20 protein-coding genes and 1 pseudogene are annotated in these 23,143 nt (G+C 75.4%); 11 read left to right on the top strand and 10 right to left on the bottom strand.

Annotation, left to right across the window (positions count from 1 at the left end; translation table 11 throughout):
• Positions 1 to 9: 9 nt before the first annotated feature.
• Both ACQFYA_RS08710 and ACQFYA_RS08715 read right to left on the bottom strand, forming a co-directional pair.
• Positions 10 to 1,884, bottom strand: coding sequence for a glycoside hydrolase family 3 protein (locus ACQFYA_RS08710; protein WP_499123107.1), 1,875 nt, complete (start codon positions 1,882 to 1,884; stop codon positions 10 to 12).
• Complete coding sequence (locus tag ACQFYA_RS08715) at positions 1,884 to 3,224, bottom strand: MFS transporter (protein ID WP_499123110.1); 1,341 nt, start codon at positions 3,222 to 3,224, stop codon at positions 1,884 to 1,886. The genes ACQFYA_RS08710 and ACQFYA_RS08715 overlap by 1 nt, the downstream gene beginning before the upstream one ends.
• 145 nt (positions 3,225 to 3,369) lie before the next feature.
• Here ACQFYA_RS08715 and ACQFYA_RS08720 point away from each other — a divergent pair, with 145 nt between their 5' ends.
• The gene (locus ACQFYA_RS08720; RefSeq protein WP_499123112.1) at positions 3,370 to 4,020 is read left to right on the top strand and encodes a TetR/AcrR family transcriptional regulator; all 651 of its coding nucleotides are present in this window, start codon (positions 3,370 to 3,372) and stop codon (positions 4,018 to 4,020) included.
• Positions 4,021 to 4,135: 115 nt separating this feature from the next.
• Here the strand turns inward: ACQFYA_RS08720 and ACQFYA_RS08725 are convergent, their stop codons facing one another.
• The 5 genes from ACQFYA_RS08725 to ACQFYA_RS08745 form a co-directional block, all read right to left on the bottom strand.
• On the bottom strand, positions 4,136 to 6,469 hold the full coding sequence (locus tag ACQFYA_RS08725; protein WP_499123113.1) for an aryl-beta-d-glycosidase: 2,334 nt from the start codon (positions 6,467 to 6,469) through the stop codon (positions 4,136 to 4,138).
• Between the two features lie 120 nt (positions 6,470 to 6,589).
• Complete coding sequence (locus ACQFYA_RS08730; protein WP_499123116.1) at positions 6,590 to 7,099, bottom strand: GNAT family N-acetyltransferase; 510 nt, start codon at positions 7,097 to 7,099, stop codon at positions 6,590 to 6,592.
• Between the two features lie 46 nt (positions 7,100 to 7,145).
• Positions 7,146 to 7,466 (bottom strand): AzlD domain-containing protein, encoded by a 321-nt coding sequence (locus ACQFYA_RS08735; protein WP_499123118.1) that lies wholly within the window; start codon positions 7,464 to 7,466, stop codon positions 7,146 to 7,148.
• Positions 7,463 to 8,164, bottom strand: a complete 702-nt coding sequence (locus ACQFYA_RS08740; protein ID WP_499123120.1) for an AzlC family ABC transporter permease — start codon at positions 8,162 to 8,164, stop codon at positions 7,463 to 7,465. The genes ACQFYA_RS08735 and ACQFYA_RS08740 overlap by 4 nt, the downstream gene beginning before the upstream one ends.
• A gap of 81 nt (positions 8,165 to 8,245) precedes the next feature.
• A complete protein-coding gene (locus tag ACQFYA_RS08745; RefSeq protein WP_499123123.1) occupies positions 8,246 to 9,712 on the bottom strand; it encodes an NAD-dependent succinate-semialdehyde dehydrogenase in 1,467 nt (488 codons plus the stop codon).
• 83 nt (positions 9,713 to 9,795) lie between these two features.
• Between ACQFYA_RS08745 and ACQFYA_RS08750 the strand changes: the two genes are divergently transcribed.
• The 5 genes and pseudogenes from ACQFYA_RS08750 (at position 9,796) to add (ending at position 14,970) form a co-directional block, all read left to right on the top strand.
• Entirely contained in the window at positions 9,796 to 10,323 is a 528-nt protein-coding gene (locus ACQFYA_RS08750; RefSeq protein ID WP_499123124.1) for an AAA family ATPase, read from the top strand.
• A gap of 42 nt (positions 10,324 to 10,365) precedes the next feature.
• Complete coding sequence (dapA, locus tag ACQFYA_RS08755) at positions 10,366 to 11,304, top strand: 4-hydroxy-tetrahydrodipicolinate synthase (RefSeq protein ID WP_499123126.1); 939 nt, start codon at positions 10,366 to 10,368, stop codon at positions 11,302 to 11,304.
• 22 nt (positions 11,305 to 11,326) lie between these two features.
• A pseudogene (locus ACQFYA_RS08760) lies at positions 11,327 to 13,011 on the top strand (ribonuclease J).
• Positions 13,012 to 13,103: 92 nt separating this feature from the next.
• Positions 13,104 to 13,925, top strand: a complete 822-nt coding sequence (locus tag ACQFYA_RS08765) for a DUF4328 domain-containing protein (protein WP_499123128.1) — start codon at positions 13,104 to 13,106, stop codon at positions 13,923 to 13,925.
• 31 nt (positions 13,926 to 13,956) lie between these two features.
• A complete protein-coding gene (gene add / locus ACQFYA_RS08770) occupies positions 13,957 to 14,970 on the top strand; it encodes an adenosine deaminase (RefSeq protein WP_499123130.1) in 1,014 nt (337 codons plus the stop codon).
• Between the two features lie 44 nt (positions 14,971 to 15,014).
• On the opposite strand, the gene ACQFYA_RS08775 is transcribed toward add, so the two are convergent.
• Positions 15,015 to 15,596: a TetR/AcrR family transcriptional regulator gene (locus tag ACQFYA_RS08775; protein WP_499123133.1), complete on the bottom strand. Its 582-nt coding sequence runs from the start codon at positions 15,594 to 15,596 to the stop codon at positions 15,015 to 15,017.
• 85 nt (positions 15,597 to 15,681) lie between these two features.
• On the opposite strand from ACQFYA_RS08775, the gene ACQFYA_RS08780 reads away from it, so the two are divergent.
• Positions 15,682 to 16,095 (top strand): hypothetical protein, encoded by a 414-nt coding sequence (locus ACQFYA_RS08780; protein WP_499123135.1) that lies wholly within the window; start codon positions 15,682 to 15,684, stop codon positions 16,093 to 16,095.
• Positions 16,096 to 16,399: 304 nt separating this feature from the next.
• Positions 16,400 to 18,982 carry an FtsK/SpoIIIE family DNA translocase gene (locus ACQFYA_RS08785; protein WP_499123138.1) on the top strand — a complete coding sequence of 861 codons (2,583 nt, stop codon included), beginning with the start codon at positions 16,400 to 16,402 and terminating at the stop codon, positions 18,980 to 18,982.
• A 31-nt stretch (positions 18,983 to 19,013) separates the two neighbouring features.
• On the opposite strand, the gene ACQFYA_RS08790 is transcribed toward ACQFYA_RS08785, so the two are convergent.
• A complete protein-coding gene (locus tag ACQFYA_RS08790) occupies positions 19,014 to 20,321 on the bottom strand; it encodes a CapA family protein (RefSeq protein ID WP_499123139.1) in 1,308 nt (435 codons plus the stop codon).
• A 127-nt stretch (positions 20,322 to 20,448) separates the two neighbouring features.
• On the opposite strand from ACQFYA_RS08790, the gene pgsA reads away from it, so the two are divergent.
• The 3 genes from pgsA to ACQFYA_RS08805 all read left to right on the top strand — a co-directional run bounded on the left by pgsA (position 20,449) and on the right by ACQFYA_RS08805 (position 22,224).
• A complete protein-coding gene (gene pgsA / locus ACQFYA_RS08795; RefSeq protein ID WP_499123142.1) occupies positions 20,449 to 21,051 on the top strand; it encodes a CDP-diacylglycerol--glycerol-3-phosphate 3-phosphatidyltransferase in 603 nt (200 codons plus the stop codon).
• Positions 21,048 to 21,632 (top strand): CinA family protein, encoded by a 585-nt coding sequence (locus ACQFYA_RS08800; protein ID WP_499123144.1) that lies wholly within the window; start codon positions 21,048 to 21,050, stop codon positions 21,630 to 21,632. Before pgsA ends, ACQFYA_RS08800 begins: the two co-directional genes overlap by 4 nt.
• Positions 21,633 to 21,867: 235 nt before the next feature.
• Positions 21,868 to 22,224 carry a helix-turn-helix domain-containing protein gene (locus ACQFYA_RS08805; protein WP_499123147.1) on the top strand — a complete coding sequence of 119 codons (357 nt, stop codon included), beginning with the start codon at positions 21,868 to 21,870 and terminating at the stop codon, positions 22,222 to 22,224.
• A 107-nt stretch (positions 22,225 to 22,331) separates the two neighbouring features.
• Here ACQFYA_RS08805 and ACQFYA_RS08810 read toward each other — a convergent pair whose 3' ends face one another.
• Positions 22,332 to 23,135, bottom strand: a complete 804-nt coding sequence (locus ACQFYA_RS08810) for a DNA-formamidopyrimidine glycosylase family protein (protein WP_499123149.1) — start codon at positions 23,133 to 23,135, stop codon at positions 22,332 to 22,334.
• Positions 23,136 to 23,143 lie beyond the last annotated feature (8 nt).

The following is a 23,143-nucleotide window of genomic DNA, read 5'->3' on the forward strand; positions in this document are numbered from 1 at the left end:
CGGGAGACCTCAGAGGGTGCGGCCGTGGCCGAACCGGAACAGCGGGTCGGCGGTGTCGAAGGGGACGTCCTCCCGGGAGGCCTCCACGGCGGACATGGAGCGCGGCAGGTCGAACGGGAGCCGGCCCTCGGGCGGCACGACGCCGGTGAGCGCGTCGAGCAGCGCGGGCGTGGACGCGCCGAAGTCCACCACGAGGGAGCCGCGGTCGCCGAGCGCGTCGAGCACCGGCGCGAGGATCGCGGGCCGGTCGAGGTAGACGTCCACGACGGTCGGCACCTGGGCGGCGACCTCGGCCACGCGGGTCACCACGTCGGCGGGGAAGTCGAGCGACCCGGCGTGGAAGAAGCCCTCGAAGCCCGGCCCGCGGTCCTCGTACGGCGCCTTGAGGCGCAGCAGCGCGACGTCGGCCTCGGCGGGCGTCGCGACGAGGACGGCGCCGCCGAGGTCGTCGGGGGCCGCGGCGTCGGCCGCACCCTCGACGTAGACGCGCAGCCCGCGCGCGAGCGGCAGCGCGGCGGCTCCAGCGGCGGCGGACGCGAGCACGGTCACGGACCGCGACTGCGCCCGACGGCCCGCGGCCACCAGCTCCGGGTTCCCGACGACGGTCGCCGCGGCGTCGGCGTCGACGAACCGGGCGTCGTCGAACAGGCCGAGCACGAACTTCTCGGTCAGCAGGCGCGCCACCGACACGTCGATCCGCTTCTCCGCGACGCGCCCGGACCGCACCAGCTCGACGACGAGCTCGGGGCACGCCTCCCCGCCCAGCTGGTCGGCGCCCGCGGCGAGGATCCGCTCGACGCGCTCGATCGGGGCCAGGTGCTCGACGCCCCAGGCGCGGGCGGGGAACGGGCGGCCCATGATGTCGGCGTCGGTGACCAGGCCCCAGTCGGTGCAGACGATCCCGTCGAAGCCGAGCTCCTCGCGCAGCAGGCGGGTGAGGATCTGGCGGTTGAACCCGAACCCGACCGGCTCGACGCTCTCCGGGCCGTCGCCCAGGCTGGCCTCGAGGCCCACCGGCATCCCGTAGTACGGCATCATCTGGCGGGTCCCGGCGGCGAGCAGGGCCTTGAACGGCTCGAGGTGCGCGGCGAACCGGCCGCCCGGGTAAACCTGCTCGCGCCCGTACGCGAAGTGCGGGTCCTCGCCGTCGGCCTGGGGGCCGCCGCCCGGGAAGTGCTTCGTCATCGTCGACACCGAGCCGGCGCCGAAGGTGCCGGGCAGGCCGGCCTCGCGGGCGACCTCGCCGGTGGCCTGGAAGCCGTGCACGTACGCGGCCCCCATCCGGCCGGTGAGCTCGCCGTCCTCGCCGAACGTGCCGTTGGCACGTGCCCAGCGCGGCTCCGTCGCGAGGTCCACCTGCGGGTGCAGCGCGGTGCGGATCCCGACGGCGAGGTACTCCCGGCGGGCGGCGTCGGCGTGCTCCTCCACGAGGCGCTCGTCGCGGGTCGCGGCGAGGCCCAGGGTCTCGGGCCACTGGGAGAACGGCCCGGAGAGCATCGCTGTCCCGGGGTTGTCGGTGAACGCGTGCCGCGGGTCGGTGGACACCGTGACCGGGATGCCGAGCCGCGTGGACGCCGCGAGCTCCTGGAGCCGGTTGTGCCACTGCGCGAGCTCGCGGGCGGTGGGCGGGGCCATGAGCACGTTGACGTGCGTCATGCCCCGCTCGACCACCAGGTCGGTGGTGCCGGGCACACCCATGGCGGACGGGCCCTCGGACAGCGTGCCGCCCTCGCCCACCTCGATCATGGTGTGGAAGAGCTGGCCGGCCTTCTCCTCGAGCGTCATCCGCCCGAGCAGGTCGGCGACGCGCTCAGGGACGGGGCGCGACGCGTCCCGGTACGGGGCGTCGGCGGGCACGGCGGGCGTCTCGGGTGCGTCGGTCATCAGCGGGCTCCTCGGATGAACATGGTGGCCACGGCGCCGACGGCGACGATGACCGCGGAGATGGCGAACATCGCGGTGTAGTTGCCGCCCCCGCCGATGGCGAGGAAGGCGGGCGCGAGGGCGGGCGCCACCGACTGCGGCAGGGCGTTGGCGATGTTGAACACGCCCATGTTCTTGGCGGCCTCGGTCTCGGCGTTCGGCAGCACGTCCGTCACCAGGGCCAGGTCGACGGCGAAGTACGCGCCGAGCCCGGCGCCGAACAGGGATGCGCCGACGTAGAGCATCGACGGGTCCTGCGCGACGGCGAAGACGGCCAGCCCGGCGCCGGCGAGGAGGGTGGCGACGACCACGAACACCTTGCGGCGCCCGGTGCGGTCGGAGAGCGCGCCGCCGACGGTCGAGGCGATGACGAGCACCACGGCCTGCACGATCATGAGGCGCAGCTGCCAGCTCAGGGCGGTCGCGCTGTCGAAGCCGAACCGGTCGCCCAGGAAGTACAGCTGGTAGGTGTTGTACAGCGCGAAGCCGAACAGCATGAGGAAGCGGCCGGCGAACGCCCACGCGAAGTCGGGGTGCCGGCGCGGCGAGACCCAGAAGCCCCGGAGGAAGCCGCCGAGGCTGAACGCGCCGACGTCGGCCCTCGCCAGGTGCCGGTCCTTCAGGACGGCGACGAGTGCGAGGACGCCCACGAGCGCGAGGGCGGTCGGGACGAGGAAGATCCAGATCTGGTCCGTGCCCGCGGCGGTGAACCCGAAGGCGAGCCCGATGCCGACCAGCGGGGCGAGCTGCTGCGCCATGCCGAGCAGGCCCGACACCCGGGCGCGCTGCTGCTCGGCGACCTGGTCCGGCAGGAGCGCCTGGAGCGCGGCCTGGGTGCCGTTGAACGCCATCTGCGCGACGGCCCAACCGAGCACGACCACGCCGATCGTGGGGGCGAAGGCGATGAGCAGCAGGCCGACGCTGCCGAGCAGCACGCCCCACAGCAGCCAGGGGCGGCGCATGCCGAGGCGCGACGTCGTGCGGTCGGAGAGGGCGCCGGCGAGCGGGTTGGCGACGAAGGCGAAGAACGCGCCGACCCCGGTGACGAGCGCGAGGTTGGACGCGCGGTCGTCCGGGGTGGAGAGGGCGTCGACCTTGAGGGCCAGCGTGCTGACGACCGGCGTGAGGAGCGCGATGTACAGCGTGAAGTACGCGAGGACGTAGGCGACCACGACCCCCGTGCTCGCGGCACGGGCGACAGGGGCGGGGGTGCCGCCGGGGGCGCGGGGCGGCGCCACCGGGGGAACGGCCGGGGACGCGGGGGACTGGTCGGCCGCTGTCGGGGCCTGCACGTCTGCCATGGACGACTCCTGTGTCTCTGCCGGGCCCGCCGTCGGACCCGCGCTGACCAAAACCTACCGGGTGGTCGGTGATGGACCTTACCGCACGGTAGGTATTGCTGCCAAGGGCCCTGCTGAGGCGGTTGCGGGCGGCGAAGGAGGGAGAATGGCGGGCGTGAGCGAGACGACGATCGAGGACGGCGCGCCGGCGCGGCGCGGCTATGCCAAGGGCCGGGCGAAGCGCGAGGAGATCCTGCAGGCGGCGATCGTCGCGTTCGGGGAGGTCGGCTACCACGGGGCGTCGCTGCGCGAGATCGCGGCGCGCGTCGGTATCTCGCACCCCGGGCTGCTGCACCACTTCCCGACCAAGGCGGCACTGCTGGAGGCGGTGCTGGAGCACCGCGACGCCGTGGACTTCGCCGACGTCGACACGGACCTGCAGCAGGGTCGCACGCTGTTCGAGGCCCTCGTGCGGCTCGTGCAGCGCAACGCGCTGCGGCGCCCGGTCGTCGAGGTCTTCAGCGGGCTCGCCGCCGAGGCGACGTCCACGGACCACCCGGCCCACGACTACTTCGCGCGCCGGTACGCGAGCACGGTCGAGCGCGTCACCGCCGAGCTGGAGCGCCTGGCGGCCGACGGGCGCCTGCGCGCCGGCGTCGACCCCGGCACGGCGGCGCGCACGGTCACGGCGCTCATGGACGGCCTGCAGGTGCAGTGGCTGTACTCGCTCGAACGCCCGCGCGCCGAGCGCGTCGACATGGCGGCCGACCTCCGGGCGTACCTCGGCCTGATCCTGCTCGACCCGATCTCCGGCTGAGCCTGCCGACACCGGGTTCGTTGGTCGAGCCTGTCGACACCGGGTGCGTTGGTTGAGCCTGTCGACACCCAGGTCCGTGCCGATCCGGGTGTCGACAGGCTCGACCAGCGGTGGGTCAGGCGTTCGCGGCCTCGACGAGCTGCGCGAGGGTCGACCGGTCGAACCCGGCGAGGCCGAAGTCGGCGATCACCGCGAGCGGCATGTCGGTGGCCATGGCGAGCATCGACGGGTCGATCGGCGAGGCGTCGAGCGCGGGCCGGATCATCGGGCCCGCGACGGGGTGCGCCAGGGCCTCGCCGAGCGTCGACAGCTCGTGCAGGGGGAGCGTGACGTCCTCGCCGGCGACGTCGACCGTCAGCTCGGCGCGCAGGTCGCGCGACGACGCGCCGACGCCGAGGCGGAACTCGCCGCCCTCGAGCACCCAGCGGCGCAGCACCGGGTGCCAGTACGACAGGTCGCGGGCGTCGAGGTCCAGCGTCACGACCTGCGACTCGCCGGGCTCGAGGCGCACCTTGGCGAACGCCTTGAGCTCGCGCTCCGGGCGCTGGACCTGGGCCTGCGGGTCCCCGACGTACAGCTGGACGACCTCGGCCCCCGCGACCTCACCGGTGTTGGTCACGCGCACCGTGACGCGCACCCGCGCGTCCGTGCCCGCTCCGGAGACCTGCGCCGACGCGTCGTCGTAGGCGAAGGTCGAGTACGACAGGCCGTGGCCGAACGGGTAGGCGACCTCCGCCCGGCGGGCGTCGTACCAGCGGTAGCCGACCAGCACCCCCTCGCCGTAGCGCACGTGCCCGAGCTCGCCCGGGAAGTTCCCGAACGCGGGGGTGTCCTCGAGCCGCAGCGGCAGCGTCTCGGTGAGCTTGCCGGACGGCGTGACCGCGCCCGTGAGGACGTCGACCACGGCGGACCCGCCCGCCTGGCCGCCCAGCCAGCCGGTGAGCAGCGCGGGGGCGGCGTCCTGCCAGGGCGACACGGAGATCGCGGAGCCGCCGGCGAGGACCACGACGACGCGCGGGTTCGCCGCGGCGACCGCCCGCAGCAGCGCCACCTGGTCGGCGGGCAGGTCGAGGTGCTCGCGGTCGTACCCCTCGGACTCGTAGGCCGCGGGCAGGCCGAGGAACAGCAGGACGGTGCCCGCCCCGCGCGCGGTCTCGACGGCCTCGGCGACGAGGGCCTCGAGGGGGCGGTCGTCGTCGGGGCCCTCGTCGAGGGTGTACCCGGCGGCGAACGGCACGTCCGCACCCGCGGCGGCCCGCAGCGCGGTGAGGGCGTCGTCGAGCCGGGTCGGGTTGACCTGCGACGAGCCGGCGCCCTGGTAGCGCGGGGTGCGGGCGAGCTCGCCGATCACGGCGACCTCCGCCGGCGCGGCGAGGGGCAGGAGCGGGGCATCGCCGGTCGGGCCCTCGACGGGGTCGTTCCTCAGAAGGACGGTGCCGGCGGCGGCGGCCTCGCGGGCCAGCGCGTGGTGGGCGTCGACGTCGAACGACCCGGGGTCGCCCGCCGCCGGGAGCGAGCGCGCCACGAGGTGCAGCACGCGCCGCGCGGCGGCGTCCACCAGGGCCTCGTCGAGGGTGCCGGCGCGCACGGCGGCGACGACCTCGGCGTCGGTCCGACCGCCGGAGGACGGCATCTCCAGGTCGAGGCCGGCCGCGACACCGGCGACCCGGTCGCGCACGGCGCCCCAGTCGGAGACGACGAGGCCCTCGAAGCCCCACTCGTCACGCAGCACGGTCGTCAGCAGCCAGTCGTGCTGGGAGGCGTAGACCCCGTTGACCTTGTTGTATGAGCACATGACGGTCCACGGCTGCGCCCGCGTCACGACCCGCTCGAACGCCGGCAGGTAGATCTCGCGCAGCGTGCGCTCGTCGACGTCGGCCGACACGCGCATGCGGTCCGCCTCCTGGTTGTTGGCGGCGAAGTGCTTGAGCGACGTGCCCACGCCGAGCGCCTGGATGCCGTCGACCAGCGCCGTGGCCAGGTCGCCCGCGACCACCGGGTCCTCGGAGAAGTACTCGAAGTTGCGGCCGCACAGGGGCGAGCGCTTGATGTTCACGCCGGGGCCGAGGAGGACGGCGACGTCGTTCGCGCGCGTCTCGCGGCCGAGCGCCTCGCCGACGCGCCGCAGGAGGTCGGTGTCCCAGCTGGACCCGAGCGCGGCGGCCGTCGGAAAGCAGGTGGCCGGGACGCTGTTGCCGAGGCCGAGGTGGTCCGCGGTCTCGTCCTGCTTGCGCAGGCCGTGCGGCCCGTCGGTGACCATGACGGACGGGACGACGGTCGCGCCGTCGCGCTCGACCGGCTGGGTGTGCCAGAAGTCGAGGCCGGACAGCAGCGACGCCTTCTCCTCGAGGGAGAGCGACGCGAGCACCCGCTCGACGTCGAACGCCGGGGCGGGGTGCTCGGTGGTGCCGTCCGCGGTGGCGGCGGGCAGGGTCTGGTCGAGGGTCACGGGGGCGCTCCAGGGGTCGGCGACGGTGCAACCCGAGCAGCGTAGCAAGAAACCTACCGTGCGGTAGGGAAATCAGCGGCGCGCGTGACGACGGAGGACGTCGAGGGGGAGCGGTGCGGGTCAGATGCCGGCGGACCAGCGCCGCTCGACGACGTCCCGCACGCCGGTCGCCAGCGTGCGCTCGGTGCCGTCCGGGCCGAGCCCTGCCGACGACAGGAACCGTTCGCGTGCCGCGTCGTCGTCGAGCACCCACGTGACGACCTGCTCGGCGCCGTCCGTGCGCAGCCGGTCGACCGCGGCCGAGAGCAGGCGGGAGCCGTGACCGCCCCGCTGGTGCCGCGGCTCGACCTCGAGCGCGACCAGCTGGCCCGGGGCGACGGCGGCGAAGCCGACCACCTCCGGCCCGTCGAGGGCGACGAGGACGGCGAAGCCCGGGCCCGGCGGCGCGGAGATCGCCCGCGCCCAGCGCTCGCGCATGGTGTCCGTGTCGAGCTGGTCGACGACGCCGTCGCCCAGTGCGGTCTCGTGCGTCGACCGCCAGGCGGAGACCTGGACGCGGGTGACCGCGTCCTCGTCGCCGGGGACGGCCGGGCGGACCGAGACGTCGGCCGTCTCGCGGAAGAGTGCCATCCGGCCACCCTAGTGAGTGCGCGGGCCCGCCGGACGCAGGGTGGCGCTAGCCCCAGCCGAGCGCGCGCAGCCCCGCCGCGGTGGCGGCGGCGAGCACGACCACCAGGATGAACGGCGCGCGCAGCGCGAGCGCGACCGCGGCGACGGCCAGCGCGGGCACACGCGCGTCGACGACGAGCGACTGGCCGTCCGCGAAGGTCTGCACCACGACGAGCGAGACGAGCAGGGCCACGGTGACGAGCGTCGACGTGCGCTGCACCCGGTCGGTCGCGAGCCAGTGCTCGGGGATCAGGTGGCCGGCGAGCTTGAGGGCGAAGCTGAGCAGGGACGCGACGAGCACGGTGACCCACAGCACGGTGGTGGTCATGCGGCCGCACCCCCGGGACGCGGCGTCGCGACGAGCCCGACGACGATCGCCACTGCGGCGGCCGCGAGCACGGGCACGCCCGCGGGGACCACGGGGATCAGGGCCGCCGTGACGGCCACGGCGAGCGCGGCGACGACCTGGGCCCGGCGCGCGGCGAGGCGCGGCCACACGAGCGCGAGGAACGCGGCCCCGGCGGCGGCGTCCAGCCCCCACGCGCGGGGGTCGCCGAGCGCGTCGCCCGCGAGAGCGCCGAGCAGCGTGAACGCGTTCCAGAGCACGAAGACGCCGATCCCCGTGGCCCAGAACCCAGCCCGGGTGGCGGCGGGCTCCCGCTGGCCCACGGCCACCGCCGTCGACTCGTCGATCGTGAGCTGGGCGGCGGCCAGCCGGCGCCAGCCCCGCACGTCGAGCAGGGGGGCGACGACGGCGCCGTACAGGGCGTTGCGCACGCCCAGCAGGGTGGACGTGGCGACGGCCGCCACGGGGGACCCGCCCGCGGCGACGACGCCGATGAGGGCGAACTGCGACCCGCCGGAGAAGAGCAGCAGGCTCAGCGCCATGGTCTGCGGCACGCTCACGCCCGCCACGACCGACAGCGCCCCGAACGAGATCCCGTACAGGCCGGTGGCGAGCGCCACGCTCGCCCCCTGGCGGACGGCGGACCGCACCGCCGGGTCCCGCCCCTCTTCACGTGTCACGCCGGTAGTTGACCACGGCCCGCCGGGACGCGGGAAACGGGTCCCGGAGGACGGGCCGCACGGGCCGGGGGTGCAGTGTGCTCAGAGGGCCACGTACACGGTCTCCAGGTACTCCTCGAGCCCCGCCTCGCCGCCCTCGCGCCCCAGCCCGGACTGCTTGACCCCGCCGAACGGCGCGCTCGCGTCCGACACCATGCCGCGGTTGATCCCGATCATCCCGGCGTCGATCTCGGAGCCGACCCGCAGCGCACGGTCCAGGGAGGTCGTGTACGCGTAGGCGGCGAGACCGTACTCGGTGTCGTTGGCGAGGGCGAACGCCTCGTCGTCGTCGGCGAACGCCACGACGGGCGCCACGGGCCCGAAGATCTCCTCGCGCACGACCCGCGCGTCCGCTCCGACGCCGGAGAGCACGGTCGGCTCGAAGAACGTGCCGGGTCCGTCGAGCCGTCGGCCCCCGGTGAGCACCTGCGCGCCGTGGTCGGACGCGTCGTCCACGAGCTCGGCCACCTTGGCGACGGCCTTCGCGTCGATGAGGGGCCCGACGTCGACGCCGTCGTGGTCGCCCGGGCCCACGCGCAGGGCGGCGAAGCGGTCGGCGAGGCGCTGCGCGAACGTCCGCGCCACGGAGTCGTGCACGAGGAAGCGGTTGGCCGCGACGCACGACTGCCCGGCGTTGCGCAGCTTGGCGACGACGGCGCCCTCGACGGCGGCGTCGAGGTCGGCGTCCCCGAAGACGACGAACGGCGCGTTGCCGCCCAGCTCCATCGACGTGCGCAGCACCTGGTCGGCGGACTGCTTGAGCAGGGTGCGGCCCACGGCCGTGGAGCCGGTGAAGGAGAGCTTGCGCAGCCGGTCGTCGCCGAGCAGGGGCGCCACCAGGTCGGAGGAGGACGCCGTCGGCACGACGTTCACGACGGAGCGCGGCAGCCCGCGGTCGGCCAGCTCGGAGCGGATCACCTCGGCCACCAGCATGGTGGTCAGCGGCGTCAGGTGGGCCGGCTTGACGACGACCGTGCAGCCGGCGGCGAGCGCGGGCCCGATCTTGCGGGTCGCCATCGCGATGGGGAAGTTCCAGGGGGTGACGAGCAGCGCCGGCCCGACGGGCCGCCGGTGCACGAGCTGCCGGTTCGCCCCGGCGGGCGCGGTGCGGACCAGCCCGTCCGCGCGGACCGCCTGCTCGGCGTACCAACGCAGGAAGTCGGCGCCGTACGCCACCTCGGCACGCGCCTCGGGCAGTGGCTTGCCGCACTCGGCCGTGATGAGGGAGGCGAACGCGTCGCTGCGCGCGACGATCCGCTCGTACACGGCGCGGAGCACCTCGGAGCGCTCGCGGGGGGCGACGGCGCGCCACGCGGCCGCGGCGTCCGCGGCAGACGCGAGCGCCCGTCGGCCGTCCTCGGGGGACGCGTCGGCGACGTCGAACAGGACCTCGCCGGTCGCCGGGTCGGTGACCTCGAAGGTCCGGCCGCCGGAGGCCGCGGTCCACTGGCCGTCGGCGAGCATGCCGGTCGGCAGGTGTGCCACCAGCGCGGGGGACAGCGAGCTCATGCACCCGAGTATGCACAGCGCGCGGTCCGCTCGACACGGGAAGCGCTCGCACGTCGTCCCGGGGCGCTCCCTAGGATCGTCGGATGGACGAGGCACGGGCCGGGGGCTGGGTGACGCTGCTGCTCCTCAACGGGCTGCCGGGCGTCGGCAAGTCGAGCGTCGCGGCGGCGCTCGCGGCGGGGCGGCCGGGGACGCTCGTGCTCGACGTCGACCTGGTCCGCGCCCTGATCTCGGGCGACCCGGCCGCCACCGCGGAGCCGGCGCGCCGCCTCGCCCTGGACATGGCGCGCTCGCACCTGCGCGCGGGCGCCGACGTCGTCGTGCCGCAGCTGGTGGCGCGCCCCGACCAGGTGGCCCGGTTCGAGCGGGCCGCGGCCGACGGGGGAGCGCGCTTCGCGCACGCGCTCCTGGAGGCCGAGCCGGCGACGGTCGCACGGCGGGTGGCGGACGACGGCGCGGCGCACCGCCGCGGCCTCGACGCGGACGCGGTCGCCGCCTACGCGGCCGGTCTGCGGGGCGTGGCGCGCCTGCCCGGGGTGACCCGCGTCGACGCCGACGCGGGCGACGCGTCCGCCGTCGCCCGGCGCGTGCGCGCGCTGCTCGCCGGGTGAGCCCGTCCGTCCCGGGCGGTCGCGCCCGGTACGGTTGACCTCATGACGCTCGCCCCCACCGCCGCGCGCCCGTTCGGCGCAGTCCTCACCGCGATGGCCACGCCCATGACGCCGTCGGGCGACCTGGACCTCGACGCGGCGGTGCGCGTGGCGAAGCGCCTGGTGGACGAGGGCAACGACGGGCTCGTGCTGTCGGGTACCACCGGCGAGTCGCCGGCGACGCACACCCCCGAGAAGGCCGACCTCGTGGCCGCCGTCGTGGCCGCCGTGGGCGACCGCGCGTTCGTCCTCGCGGGCGCCGGCTCGAACGACACGGTGCACGCGGTCCGCATGGCCGAGCAGGCGGCGGAGGCCGGCGCGCACGGGCTGCTCGTCGTCTCGCCCTACTACTCGCGTCCCTCCCAGGAGGGCCTCTACCGGCACTTCGCCACGGTGGCGGACGCCACCGACCTGCCCGTCATGCTGTACGACGTCCCCGGCCGCACCTGCGTGCGGATCGCCGCGTCGACGTACCAGCGCATCGCGACGCACCCGAAGGTCGTCGCCACCAAGGACGCCACCGGCGACGTGGCGTCCGCCGCCCGCCTGCGCGCCGAGACCGGGCTCGCCTGGTACTCGGGCGACGACAGCCTGCTGCTGCCCTTCCTGTCCGTCGGCGGCGCCGGCATCGTCTCCGTCTCCGCACACGTCGTGGGCGGGGCGTTCGCCGAGGTCGTGCGCCGCTGGGACGCGGGCGACACGGCCGGCGCCCTCGAGGCGTTCCTGCCCACCGTGCCCGTGATCGAGGCGATGAACGGCGCCGGCGCGCAGGCCGTCATGGTCAAGGCCGCGCTCGAGGCGCTCGGCGTCCTCGACAACCGCGAGCTGCGGCTCCCGAACGTGGCCGCCTCCGAGGACGACGTCGCGCTGGTGCGCGACGCCCTCGCCACGGCGGGCTACCTGAACGACGGCGTCCGCGCGGGCGCCACCACACTTCCGTAAGACCGATCGGCCTGGAGGCCCCGTGAGCCACCCTCACCCCGAACTTCCCCTGCCCCCGCCCTGCCGTCGAAGGGGCTGCGCATCGTGGCCCTCGGCGGCCTGGGCGAGGTGGGTCGCAACATGGCCGTCCTCGAGTACGAGGGGCGCCTGCTGGTCATCGACTGCGGCGTCCTCTTCCCCGAGGACCACCAGCCCGGCGTGGACCTGATCCTGCCGGACTTCGAGTACATCAAGGACCGTCTCGACGACATCGAGGCGATCGTCCTCACCCACGGGCACGAGGACCACATCGGCGCCGTGCCCTACCTGCTGCGGCTGCGCCGGGACATCCCGCTCGTCGGCTCGCGGCTCACCCTCGCGTTCGTCGAGGCCAAGCTCAAGGAGCACCGCATCCGGCCGGTGCTGCGCGTCGTGGCGGAGGACCAGACCGAGCGGTTCGGCCCCTTCGACTGCGAGTTCGTGGCCGTCAACCACTCGATCCCGGACGCGCTCGCCGTCGCCGTCACGACCGGCGCCGGCACGGTGCTGCACACCGGCGACTTCAAGATGGACCAGCTGCCGCTCGACGGCCGGATCACCGACCTGCGCGCGTTCGCCCGGCTGGGGGAGAAGGGCGTCGACCTGTTCATGGTCGACTCCACCAACGCCGAGGTGCCCGGGTTCGTCACCAACGAGGTCGAGATCGGCCCGGCGCTGGACGCCGCGTTCGCGCAGGCGGAGAAGCGGATCGTCGTCGCGTCGTTCTCCTCGCACGTGCACCGCGTGCAGCAGGTGCTCAACGCCGCGCACGCGCACGGCCGCAAGGTCGCGCTCGTCGGCCGCTCGATGGTGCGCAACATGGGCATCGCCTCCGAGCTGGGCTACCTCGACGTCCCGCCGGGGGTCCTCGTCGAGCTCAGGCAGGCCGCGAGCCTGCCCGACGACCGCATCGTCTACATGTCCACCGGGTCCCAGGGCGAGCCGATGGCCGCCCTCAGCCGGATGGCGAACGGCGACCACAAGGTCCAGGTCGGGCACGGCGACACGGTGATCCTCGCCTCGTCGCTCATCCCGGGCAACGAGAACTCCGTGTTCCGGGTCATCAACGGGCTCACCCGCCTCGGCGCGCGCGTCGTGCACTCCGGCAACGCCAAGGTGCACGTCTCCGGGCACGCCAGCGCCGGCGAGCTCCTGTACTGCTACAACGTGCTCAAGCCGCGCAACGTCATGCCGGTGCACGGCGAGGTCCGCCACCTCGTGGCCAACGGGGCGCTCGCCGTCCGTACGGGCGTGCCCGCCGACCGCGTCGTGCTCGCCGAGGACGGCGTCGTCGTCGACCTCGTGGACGGCAAGGCGTCCGTCGTGGGCGCGGTGCCGTGCGGCTACGTCTTCGTCGACGGCTCGACCGTCGGCGCCGTGACGGAGAACGAGCTCAAGGACCGCCGGACGCTCGCGGAGGAGGGCTTCGTCTCGGTCTTCGCCGTCGTCGACACCGCCACGGGCAAGGTGCTCGCGGGCCCGCAGATCCTGGCGCGCGGCATGGCCGAGGACGCGGCGGTCTTCGAGGAGGTCCAGCCGGACGTCGTCGCCGCGCTCGAGACCGCCATCGCGGGGGGCGCCACCGACACCTACCAGCTGCAGCAGGTGATGCGCCGCGTCATCGGCCAGTGGGTGAACCGGCGCCTGCGCCGTCGCCCGATGATCGTGCCGGTGGTCGTGGAGGCCTGACGGCTCCGCGCACCGGGCGAGGCTCCGGGCGGCGTGGCCGCGCCACTATGCTGGCGCGGCCACGCCGCCCGTCTGCGTTCCCGGAGGTCTCGATGACGCACCCCGACCCGTTCGCCCCGCCGTCCGGCGCCGTCCCGCCCGCGACGACGCCCCCGGTCGAGCGGCCCGCACCGCCGCCGGCGGCGGAGCCGCGGTACGGCGCGTACGCGCCGCCGGGGAGCCCGCTCGCCCCGCCCGTCGCGGGCGTGCCGGGCACGACGGCGCCGACAGCGCCGGCGGTGCGGACGGTGCCGACCGGGCTCGCGACGGCGACGATCGCCATGGCCGCGGTCTGGACGGTGCTGCAGCTCGCCCTCCTGGCGACGTCCCTCGGGGCGGTCGCGCCCGACGACGGGGCGCTCGCGTCGGGCGGGTCCTCGGCGGCGGTCCGGACGGCCTACGACGTGCTCGGCTCGGTCACCGTCCCCGTCCAGGTCGCCACGTTCGTCGTCGCGTGCCTGTGGCTCCAGCAGTGCCGCGCGACGGCCACGGCCCTGTCGCCGTCGGTCCGTCAGGTCCGCCGGCCCGTGTGGGTCTGGCTGGGCTGGGTGGTCCCCGTCGTGTCCCTGTGGTTCCCGTTCCAGGTGGTGCGCGACGTGCGTGCGGCCGCCGTGGGCACGCCGGCATCGACGGCATCGACGGCGTCGACGGCATCGAGAGGGCTCGGCGGGTGGTGGGCCTGCTGGCTCGTGGGCCTGTGGGCGTCGAACCAGGCGGCCTTCGCGTCGTCGGGCCTGGGGTTCGGCGACCCCGCGGCCGTCCCGGCGTTCGAGGGCCTCGCGGCGGTCGCGGCCGTGGCGGGCGTCGTGCTCTGGGTCGGGCTGGTGCGCGAGATCACCGGGGCGCTGCGGGCACGGCTCGCGCCGGGCGCCTGAGCGGGCCGGCGCGCCACGTAACCTGCCAGGCATGACTTCCTCCGCGACGCCCCTGGCGCGCCCGCCGCGCGCCGAGCTGCACCTGCACCTGGAAGGGACCCTCGAGCCCGAGCTGGCGTTCGCCCTCGCCGAGCGGAACCGGGTGCGGCTGCCCTTCGCGGACCCGCAGGCGCTGCGCGCGGCGTACGACTTCACCGACCTGCAGTCGTTCCTCGACCTCTACCACGCGACGTCGCAGGTGCTGCGCACGGCCGAGGACTTCGCGGACCTGACGGTCGCGTACATGCGCCGCGCGGCGGCCGGCGGCGTGCGGCACGCGGAGCTCATGGTCGACCTGCAGACCCACCTCGCGCGCGGGGTCCCCCTCCAGGAGGTCGTGACGGGCGTCGCCCGCGGCCTGTCCGACGGCGAGGCGGAGCTCGGCGTCTCGGGCCTGATGATCGCCGCCTTCCTGCGGCACCGCCCCGCCGCGGAGGCGGACGAGCTCCTCGACGACCTGCTGGCCCTGGGCGCGCCGGTCGCGGGCGTCGGCCTCGCCTCCACCGAGGTCGGGTTCCCGGCCGCCCCGTTCGCGCCCGCGTTCGCCAAGGCCGCGGCGCACGGGCTGCGCCGCACGGCCCACGCCGCCGAGGAGGGCCCGGCATGGCACGTCACGGAGGTGCTGGACGTGCTGGGCGTCGAGCGCGTGGACCACGGCATCCGCGCGATGGAGGACGCCGACGTCGTCGCCCGGCTCGTGCGGGACCGGGTGCCGCTCACGGTGTGCCCGGTCTCCAACGTCCGCCTGCGCGCGGTGTCGTCCCTCGACGCGCACCCGTTGCCGGCCATGCTCGAGGCGGGCCTGAACGTGTCCCTGAACTCCGACGACCCGTCGTACTTCGGCGGCTACGTCGACGAGGTCGACGACGCCGTGACCGCCGCGTTCGGCCTGACGCGCGACCAGCGCGCCGACCTCGCCGCCGCGTCGTTCCGGGGGTCCTTCCTGCCGCCCGCGCAGGTCGCGACGCACGTGGCGGCCGTGGAGGAGTGGCGCGCCGGGGCCTGATCCGGCTCCGCCCTCCGGACGCGGGGCGACCGTCCGCGAGGCGGTCAGCGCGCGAGCAGCGCGGGCCCGACGGCGCCCGTCGCGGCGTCGTACCGCGCGGCGCGCGCGGCCTCGTCGCCCGGCAGCAGCCCGGCCAGCTCGAGCGAGACGAGGCCGTGCACCAGGCCCCACAGCCCGATCGCGACGGGCTCCACCTGCGCCGGCGGGGCGCCGAGCACGCGGGCCACGGCGTCGCGGAGGACGCGGAACGTGGGCTGGTCGACGGCGGGCGGCGCGTCGGCGCCCGGCCGGACGGCGCGGTCGAACATCGCCCGGTAGAAGTGCGGGTCGGCGAGCGCGCTGCGGCGGTACGCGACCCCCAGCGCGCGCAGGTCGCCCGCGGGGTCGTCCGTGGCCGGCACGGCGGCGAGGTGGACGGCGAAGCGCCGGAACCCCTCGGCGCTCACGGCGGCGAGGAGCTCCTCGCGCGAGCCGAAGAGCGCGTACACCGCCGACGCGCTGGTCCCCGCGGTCGCCGCGACGCCGCGCACGGTGACGGCCTGCTCCCCGCCCGCGGACAGCGCCTCGGACGTGACCTCCAGCAGGCGGGTGCGCAGGGCGTCGTCGTGGAGTCGAGGTCGCGGCATGCGCCGAGCGTAGACCCCTTGACGTGGGTTTGCGAACGATGTTCTATAACAGTGTTCGCAAACGTTCCGGCTCCCGGAGGTCCCCGTGCTCGAGCTCACCGACGCCGCCCGCATCACCGCGGGCGTCGTGCTGCTGACGGTCGTCGCCATCGAGTCCGGCGGGTACTTCCTCGTCACCGTGGTCACCGGCAAGGTCGCCGCGACACCCTTCCAGACCTCGTTCTTCCGCGCCGGCCACGCGCACGCCGGCGTGCTCGTGATCCTGGGCCTGCTCTGCGTCCTCCTGGCCGAGGCCACGGACCTCGCCGGTGCCTGGCTCTGGCTCGCAGCGACCGGCGTGCTGGTGGCCGCGATCCTCATGCCGGCAGGGTTCTTCCTGTCCGCCATGGGCGCGGGCCGGACCTCGCCGAACCGCGCCGTCCTGCTCCTGCCCGCCGGGGCCGCCGTGCTCGCGGCGGGCGTCGTGACGCTGGCCGTCGGCCTGCTCGTCGCGGGCTGACCCGGCAACACGCGCCCGGGACCTGCGGCGTCGTGACCCGCCCCCCGGGTACCGTGGGAGCATCATGGCGACCCGGACACCCGCCCGCAGGATCACCGGGACTCCGCGGGGTACGGCGAGAACGGGGCGGACCGCATCCGTGGCCGCTCCGACCAAGCGTGCGCCCGCACGCACCTCGTCGTCCCGTGCCTCGACCTCCGCCCGATCGGGCAAGGGATCTGGCAAGGGTTCCGGCAAGGGGAGCGGGCGCCGGGCGCCCGCTCGCCGGCCGGCGAGGTCGGGCCCGTCGTGGCCCGTGCGGGCCGTGCGCGGCCTGTACCTCGGCGTCGCGCACGGGGTCGGCAGCCTGACCCGCAGCATCACCAAGGGAGCAAGAGACCTGGAACCCGAGCACCGCCGAGACGGCGTCGCCTTCTTTCTCGTCGCCCTCGCGCTGGTCGTGGCCGCGCGCGAGTGGTGGGGGATCTCCGGCACCTTCGGCACCGTCGTGCACGCCGTCGTCGCCGGGACCGTCGGCCTGGCCGGCGTCGCGGTCCCCGTGCTGCTGCTGTGGCTCGGGTTCCGCGTCATGCGGCACCCCGAACGGGCCCAGGCCAACTCCCGCGTCGCCATCGGACTCACCTTCATCGTGCTGTCCGTGTGCGCCCTCGTCGCGATCGCCGAGGGCACGCCCGCGCCCAGCGACGGCTTCGCCGCGCTGCAGGACGCCGGCGGCATCATCGGCTACCTCGCCGCCACCCCCGTGGTGACCGGCCTGACCCAGTGGGTGGCCGTCCCGCTGTTCCTGCTGCTCGGGTTCTTCGGGCTCCTCGTGGTCACGGCCACGCCGGTGCACCGCATCCCCGAGCGCGTGCGCGGGCTCTACGACCGGCTGACCGGGAACCACCGCCCCGACGAGGCCGCGGCCGACGACGGGCTCGCCCTCGCCGAGGGCGTCTCGCGGCACGACGGCACGGACCCGGCGCCGCGCACGAAGCGCACGCGCAAGACGAAGGCCCAGCGCGCGGCCGAGGCGGCCGAGGCCGCCGGCCTCGAGGAGTACGTCGGCGACGAGGCGTTCGAGAAGGCGGCGACGCTGGAGAAGGAGGCCGCCGCCGCCCGGACCGGGGGCACGCCGAAGGCCGGCAAGGCCGCCGCGACGCAGCGCGTCGGCGCGGCCGCCGCGACGGCGCCCGTCGACGCCGTGCCGGAGCCGCCGGCCGACCCGAAGACGCCCGCCGGCGACCTGCCCCCGATGGGGCGCGCCGAGCAGCCGATGCTGGACGGCGACATCGTCTACCTGCTGCCGAGCGAGGAGTCCCTGGGCAAGGGCGCGCCGCACAAGACGCGCTCGGCGGCGAACGACCGGGTGGTCGAGTCGCTCACCAAGGTCTTCGAGGACTTCGGCGTCGACGCCCAGGTCACGGGCTTCACCCGCGGCCCCACGGTCACGCGCTACGAGGTCGAGGTGGGCGCGAAGACCAAGGTCGAGCGCATCACCTCGCTGTCCAACAACATCGCGTACGCGGTGGCCAGCGCGGACGTGCGGATCCTGTCGCCGATCCCGGGCAAGTCGGCGATCGGCATCGAGATCCCGAACTCCGACCGCGAGACGGTCGTGCTCGGCGACGTGCTGCGCTCGTCGGCGGCCCGCCGCACCGAGCACCCCATGGTCATGGGCGTGGGCAAGGACGTCGAGGGCGGCTACGTCGTCGCGAACCTCGCGAAGATGCCGCACATCCTCGTGGCGGGTGCGACCGGCGCCGGCAAGTCGAGCTTCATCAACTCGCTCATCACCTCGATCCTCATGCGGGCCACGCCGGAGCAGGTGCGGCTGGTCCTCGTCGACCCCAAGCGCGTCGAGCTGACCATCTACGAGGGCATCCCGCACCTCATCACGCCCATCATCACCAGCCCCAAGAAGGCCGCGGAGGCCCTCGACTGGGTGGTGCGCGAGATGGACGCCCGCTACGACGACCTGGCGACGTTCGGGTACAAGCACGTCGACGACTTCAACACCGCCGTCCGGGCGGGCAAGGTGAAGCCGCTGCCGGGCTCCGAGCGCAAGATCGCGCCGTACCCGTACCTGCTGGTCGTGGTCGACGAGCTCGCGGACCTCATGATGGTCGCCCCGCGCGACGTCGAGGCATCGATCCAGCGCATCACGCAGCTCGCCCGCGCGGCCGGCATCCACCTGGTGCTCGCCACGCAGCGGCCGTCGGTCGACGTCGTCACGGGCCTCATCAAGGCGAACGTGCCCTCCCGCCTCGCCTTCGCGACGTCGTCGCTCGCGGACTCCCGCGTGGTCCTCGACCAGCCCGGCGCCGAGAAGCTGATCGGGCAGGGCGACGCGCTCTTCCTGCCCATGGGCGCGGCGAAGCCGATGCGCGTGCAGGGCGCCTGGGTCACGGAGTCCGAGGTGCACAGCGTCGTCGAGCACGTGAAGGCGCAGCTCAAGCCCGTCTACCGCGAGGACGTCACCGCGCCGGCCGCGGCCAAGAAGCAGGTGGACGAGGACATCGGCGACGACCTCGACCTGCTGCTGCAGGCGACCGAGCTCGTGGTGACCACGCAGTTCGGGTCCACGTCGATGCTGCAGCGCAAGCTCCGCGTCGGCTTCGCGAAGGCGGGCCGCCTCATGGACCTGCTGGAGTCGCGCGAGATCGTCGGGCCGTCGGAGGGGTCGAAGGCGCGCGAGGTGCTGGTCGCCCCGGACGAGCTGCCCTCGGCGCTGGCGCTGATCCGCGGCGAGACGCCGCAGGCGTACGACCAGGACGCGGACGACGGCGCCTCGTCGGGCGCCGCCCCGGCGGACGCCTACGCCGACGGCACGGACGGGCACGCACCGCCGGTGGCGACGGACTACCACGACGACGCCGACACCGACCCGGAGCACGGCTGGCGCTGACCCGTCGGGCGCCGCGGTCGACCGTCGGCCGTCAGTCCCGCGGGAGCACCCGCGGGGGCGGGCCCGTGGTGGTCGGCGGCCTCTCCCGCTCGGGCGCGGCGCCGCCCACGGCCTCGCGCACGTGCTCTTCGCGGGCCGCGAGCTCGGCCCCGGAGAGCGACGTGCTCCCCGGGTCGCCGAGGACGTCGGGCAGCGCGTGCACCTCGTGCCCGGCGCCGATGTCCACCGAGGTCCCGGTCCAGCGCACGCCCGTCACGCGGGTCGGGTCGTCCGGCGCGTCCTGCGTGAACGTGGCGGAGAGCAGCACGCCGTTGCTGGTGCGGGCGTCGCAGCAGTCGGCGCTCTGGTTGGACAGCAGGTTGCCCAGCCCGTACGCGACCCACATCCCGTGGCCGTCCGGCCCCTTGCCCACGCGGTCGATCCGCTGCGGCACGTGCGCGTGGTGCCCGATGACGAGGTCGACCGCCCGCGACCGGGCGAGGCGCTTCACGACGTCCTCCTGCTGGTCCGTGAGCACCTCGGTGTACTCGACCCCGGCGTGCAGGCTGACCACCACGATGTCGGCCCCGTCCTCGCGGGCGGCCCGCGCCTGGTCCACCAGGCGGCCGGCGTCGATGAGGTCGACCGCCCACGGGGCGTCCGCCGGCATCGGCAGGCCGTTGAGCCCGTAGGTGGCGGAGAGGTGGGCGACGGTGATGCCGCGCCCCTCGCGCTCGAGCACGTACCGCTGCGGCTCGTCCTGCTCGGCCTCGCTGCGTGCCGTCCCCGCGTGCCCCATCCCCGCGGCCTCCAGGCGGCGGATGGTGGCCCGCACGCCGTCGTACCCGCGGTCGACCGCGTGGTTGGACGCGGTGGAGCAGCCGTCCCAGCCCTGCTCTGCCAGGTCCCGCACGAGCCCGGGCGGGGCGGCGAACAGGGGATAGCCGCCCGGTGGTGTGCCCTTCGGCGCCACCGGCACCTCGAGGTGGCACAGCGCGAGGTCGGCGCCCTGCACCCAGGCGTCGAGGCCCGCGAGCAGCGGCGTGAAGTCGGCGTCGTCGGGCCCGCCCGCGGAGGTGACGACCGGTGAGTGGGGGAGGAGGTCCCCGCCCGCGAGCAGGGTGAACACCGCCGGCAGGGGGGTCGGGCTCGGCGACGGGCTGGGCTCTCCGGGGCCGGACGGGGCGCCGGTGCCGGCGGGGGCGCCGGCCTCCGGTGCCGGGGGCGGTGCCGCCCGGTCGAGCGAGCCGCCGAGGGCGAGGGTCGCTGCCACCCCGACGACGGCGCCGGACAGCGCCGCGAGGACGGCGAGGCGTCGTCGTCGCGCTGGCCGTCCGTCGTCGGACGCGTGGCGGGGCACGGCAGGAGAGTACTGCGCCGGGGCCCGTGCGCGGCAGGTCGCCGCGCACGCAGGCCGCCGATGCGTGCCGGTCACGTGCCGGCCCGGCGGCGTCCGGGAGCGGGCGGCGCCCCGATAGGGTGGCCCGGTGGTCAATGAAGCGCCCTCGCCCTGGAACGTCGCCAACGCGGTGACCCTCGTGCGCATCGCGCTCGTGCCGGTGTTCGCCTGGACCTTGCTGATGGACGGGGGCGACTCCGTGACCTGGCGGCTCGTCGCCACCGGCGTCTTCGTGGTGGCCGCCATCAGCGACCGCGTGGACGGCTACCTCGCGCGGTCGCGCAACCTGGTCACCGACGTCGGCAAGATCCTCGACCCGATCGCGGACAAGGCGCTCGTCGGTGCCGCCCTCATCCTGCTCTGCTGGCCGCTGGGGGAGCTGCCCTGGTGGGTGCCCACGATCATCCTCGTCCGCGAGCTGGGCGTCACCGCGCTGCGCATGGTCGTGCTGCGGTACGCCGTCATGCCGGCCTCGCGCGGCGGCAAGCTGAAGACGGTGCTGCAGGCCGTGGCGATCACGCTCTTCCTCCTGCCCCTGGCGGCCCTGCCCGAGGCGGTGCACGTCGTGGCGTGGGTCGTGCTCTGGCTGGCGATCGTCGTGACCGTCGTGACGGGCGTCGACTACTTCGTGCAGGGGTGGCGGCTCCTCGCCGCGGGCCGGCGCGAGGCCGGGCCGCGTCCGGCGCCATGACCGGCGGCACCGGCGGCGCGGCCGGCCGGGGCGGCCCTCCGGCCGCGGAGCTGCTCGCGCCGGCGGTGCTCGACGCCGCCCGCGCGCGCGGCTGGACGCTGGCCGCCGCGGAGTCCCTGACCGGCGGACTCGTGGTCGCGACGCTCGTCGACGTGCCGGGGGCGTCCGCCGTGGTCCGCGGCGGGGTCGTCGCGTACGCGACGGACGTCAAGGCATCGGCCCTGGGGGTCGACGAGGACCTGCTCGCGGAGCGCGGGCCGGTGGACCCGGACGTCGCGCGCCAGATGGCGGTGGGCGTCCGGCGCGTCGTCGCCGCCGACGTCGGCCTCGCGACGACCGGCGTGGCCGGCCCCGACCCGCAGGACGGACATCCGCCGGGCGAGGTCTACGTCGCCGTCAGCACGCCGGCCGGCGACGCGGTGCGGCGGCTGGACCTGGCGGGCGACCGAGGCGCCGTGCGCGCGGCCGCCGTCCGTGCGGTGCTGGCGCTCGCGCTCGAGCGGACCGGGGCCGCGGCGCCCCGCGAGGGGACGGCGCGCCCGGGGCGTCCCGGGCCGCGCGCGCCTGTGAAGGACGCGTGACGAGGCTGTCGGAGGTCGTGACCGCGGGAACAAGCACCCGGGTGCGCGCGTTGCGGCAGGTGTGATCAGTGACAGGGCACGAAGCCGTCTCGATACGCGCCACGCCAAGCCGGGCGGGCCGGGCGCGCGGTACGGTAGTGCCACCCCTGGAGCCAGGGGAACGACAGGACGGACGAGGAAACCGGTCATGACCGGTCCTGAGCCGGGACGATCGGCCACGGAGAGGGGGCGCGAGATGGTCGTACTGCGACGTGAGATCGGCGACGTGCTGCGTGACGCGCGGCAGCGCCAGGGGCGCACCCTGCGTGAGGTGTCGTCCGCTGCGAGAGTCTCGCTCGGGTACCTGAGCGAGGTGGAGCGTGGGCAGAAGGAGGCGTCGTCGGAGCTGCTGGCCTCGATCTGCGACGCGCTCGACGTGCCGATGTCCCTCGTGCTGCGTGAGGTGAGCGACCGCATCGCGGTGGCGGAGGGCCTGCACATCCCCGACACGATCCCGGCGGACGTCTTCGCCGGCATGCTCAGCAAGGGCTGCGAGACGCGCGACGCCGACGCCGACCAGGCGGTCCGCGGAGACCTCGCGCCGGTGGGCTGACCCGACCGGGTCGCCCCGAGCAGCACAAGGATCCGGTCCCGCGAGCTCAGCTCGGGGGGCCGGATCCTTTGCTCTGTCCGCGCCTGTCCTGCACGTGCCGTGCCCGGTCAGGGCCCCGCCTGGCAGGTGGGGCACCAGTAGATCGCGCGCTCGCCGCCGTCGGGGCGTGCCCCCGGCCCGGCGGTGCTGCCGAGCGCGACGGGCGTGCGGCAGCGACGGCACGGCGCCCGGTGCCGGCCGTGCACCGCGAGCTCGACGGCACCCAGCCCGGCACGGCGGCCGACCTCGACGCTGCGCGTCATGAGCCGTCGTGCGGTGCCGAGCAGCGCGCGGCGGGCGTCGTCGCCCAGCGCGCCCGCGGGGGTCCACGGCCAACGGCGCGTGGCGAACAGCGACTCCGCGGTCCAGATCGTGCCGAGGCCCGCCACCGTCCGCTGGTCGAGCAGGGCGACGCAGAGCGGGCGACCGGGAGCCGCGGCGACCCGGCCGGCGGCCTCGTCGAGGCGGTCCGGGAAGTCGTCGGCCAGCACGTCGGGCCCGAGGTGGCCCAGCAGCCGGGGCTCGTCGCGGGTGCGCAGCACGTCGAGCATGCCGAGCTGGAGGCCGACGCACGTCCACGACGCGGTGGCCAGCACGGCGCGGACGGCGGGCGAACGGCCGGCGGCCTCGCGCGTGCCCGTGCGGTACACCCGCCACGAGCCGTCCATGCGCAGGTGCGTGTGCAGCGTGCGACCGTCGTCGAGGCGCAGCAGGAGGTGCTTGCCGTACGCCACCGACGTGCGCACGGTGGCGCCCACGAGGTCGACGCCCGCCGCGGACGGCCAGCGCAGCTCTGCGCGGACCAGCGGCGAGCCGCCGAGCGCGACGCCCAGCCGCTCAGCCGTCAGGCGCAGCACGTCTCCCTCGGGCACGGTCGCCG

The sequence above is a fragment of the Promicromonospora sp. Marseille-Q5078 genome (assembly GCF_050315395.1).
In the GTDB taxonomy this organism is placed as follows: Bacteria; Actinomycetota; Actinomycetes; order Actinomycetales; family Cellulomonadaceae; genus Isoptericola.

What these genes read in the sequence shown, in the direction of transcription:
- ACQFYA_RS08800 (WP_499123144.1), top strand. Translation starts at nt 21,048, where the DNA reads ATGACCGGCGGCACCGGCGGCGCGGCCGGCCGGGGCGGCCCTCCGGCC.
- ACQFYA_RS08735 (WP_499123118.1), bottom strand. Translation starts at nt 7,466, where the DNA reads ATGACCACCACCGTGCTGTGGGTCACCGTGCTCGTCGCGTCCCTGCTC.
- ACQFYA_RS08730 (WP_499123116.1), bottom strand. Translation starts at nt 7,099, where the DNA reads ATGGCACTCTTCCGCGAGACGGCCGACGTCTCGGTCCGCCCGGCCGTC.
- ACQFYA_RS08745 (WP_499123123.1), bottom strand. Translation starts at nt 9,712, where the DNA reads ATGAGCTCGCTGTCCCCCGCGCTGGTGGCACACCTGCCGACCGGCATG.
- ACQFYA_RS08805 (WP_499123147.1), top strand. Translation starts at nt 21,868, where the DNA reads ATGGTCGTACTGCGACGTGAGATCGGCGACGTGCTGCGTGACGCGCGG.
- add (WP_499123130.1), top strand. Translation starts at nt 13,957, where the DNA reads ATGACTTCCTCCGCGACGCCCCTGGCGCGCCCGCCGCGCGCCGAGCTG.
- ACQFYA_RS08775 (WP_499123133.1), bottom strand. Translation starts at nt 15,596, where the DNA reads ATGCCGCGACCTCGACTCCACGACGACGCCCTGCGCACCCGCCTGCTG.
- ACQFYA_RS08750 (WP_499123124.1), top strand. Translation starts at nt 9,796, where the DNA reads ATGGACGAGGCACGGGCCGGGGGCTGGGTGACGCTGCTGCTCCTCAAC.
- dapA (WP_499123126.1), top strand. Translation starts at nt 10,366, where the DNA reads ATGACGCTCGCCCCCACCGCCGCGCGCCCGTTCGGCGCAGTCCTCACC.
- ACQFYA_RS08715 (WP_499123110.1), bottom strand. Translation starts at nt 3,224, where the DNA reads ATGGCAGACGTGCAGGCCCCGACAGCGGCCGACCAGTCCCCCGCGTCC.
- ACQFYA_RS08765 (WP_499123128.1), top strand. Translation starts at nt 13,104, where the DNA reads ATGACGCACCCCGACCCGTTCGCCCCGCCGTCCGGCGCCGTCCCGCCC.
- ACQFYA_RS08720 (WP_499123112.1), top strand. Translation starts at nt 3,370, where the DNA reads ATGGCGGGCGTGAGCGAGACGACGATCGAGGACGGCGCGCCGGCGCGG.
- ACQFYA_RS08710 (WP_499123107.1), bottom strand. Translation starts at nt 1,884, where the DNA reads ATGACCGACGCACCCGAGACGCCCGCCGTGCCCGCCGACGCCCCGTAC.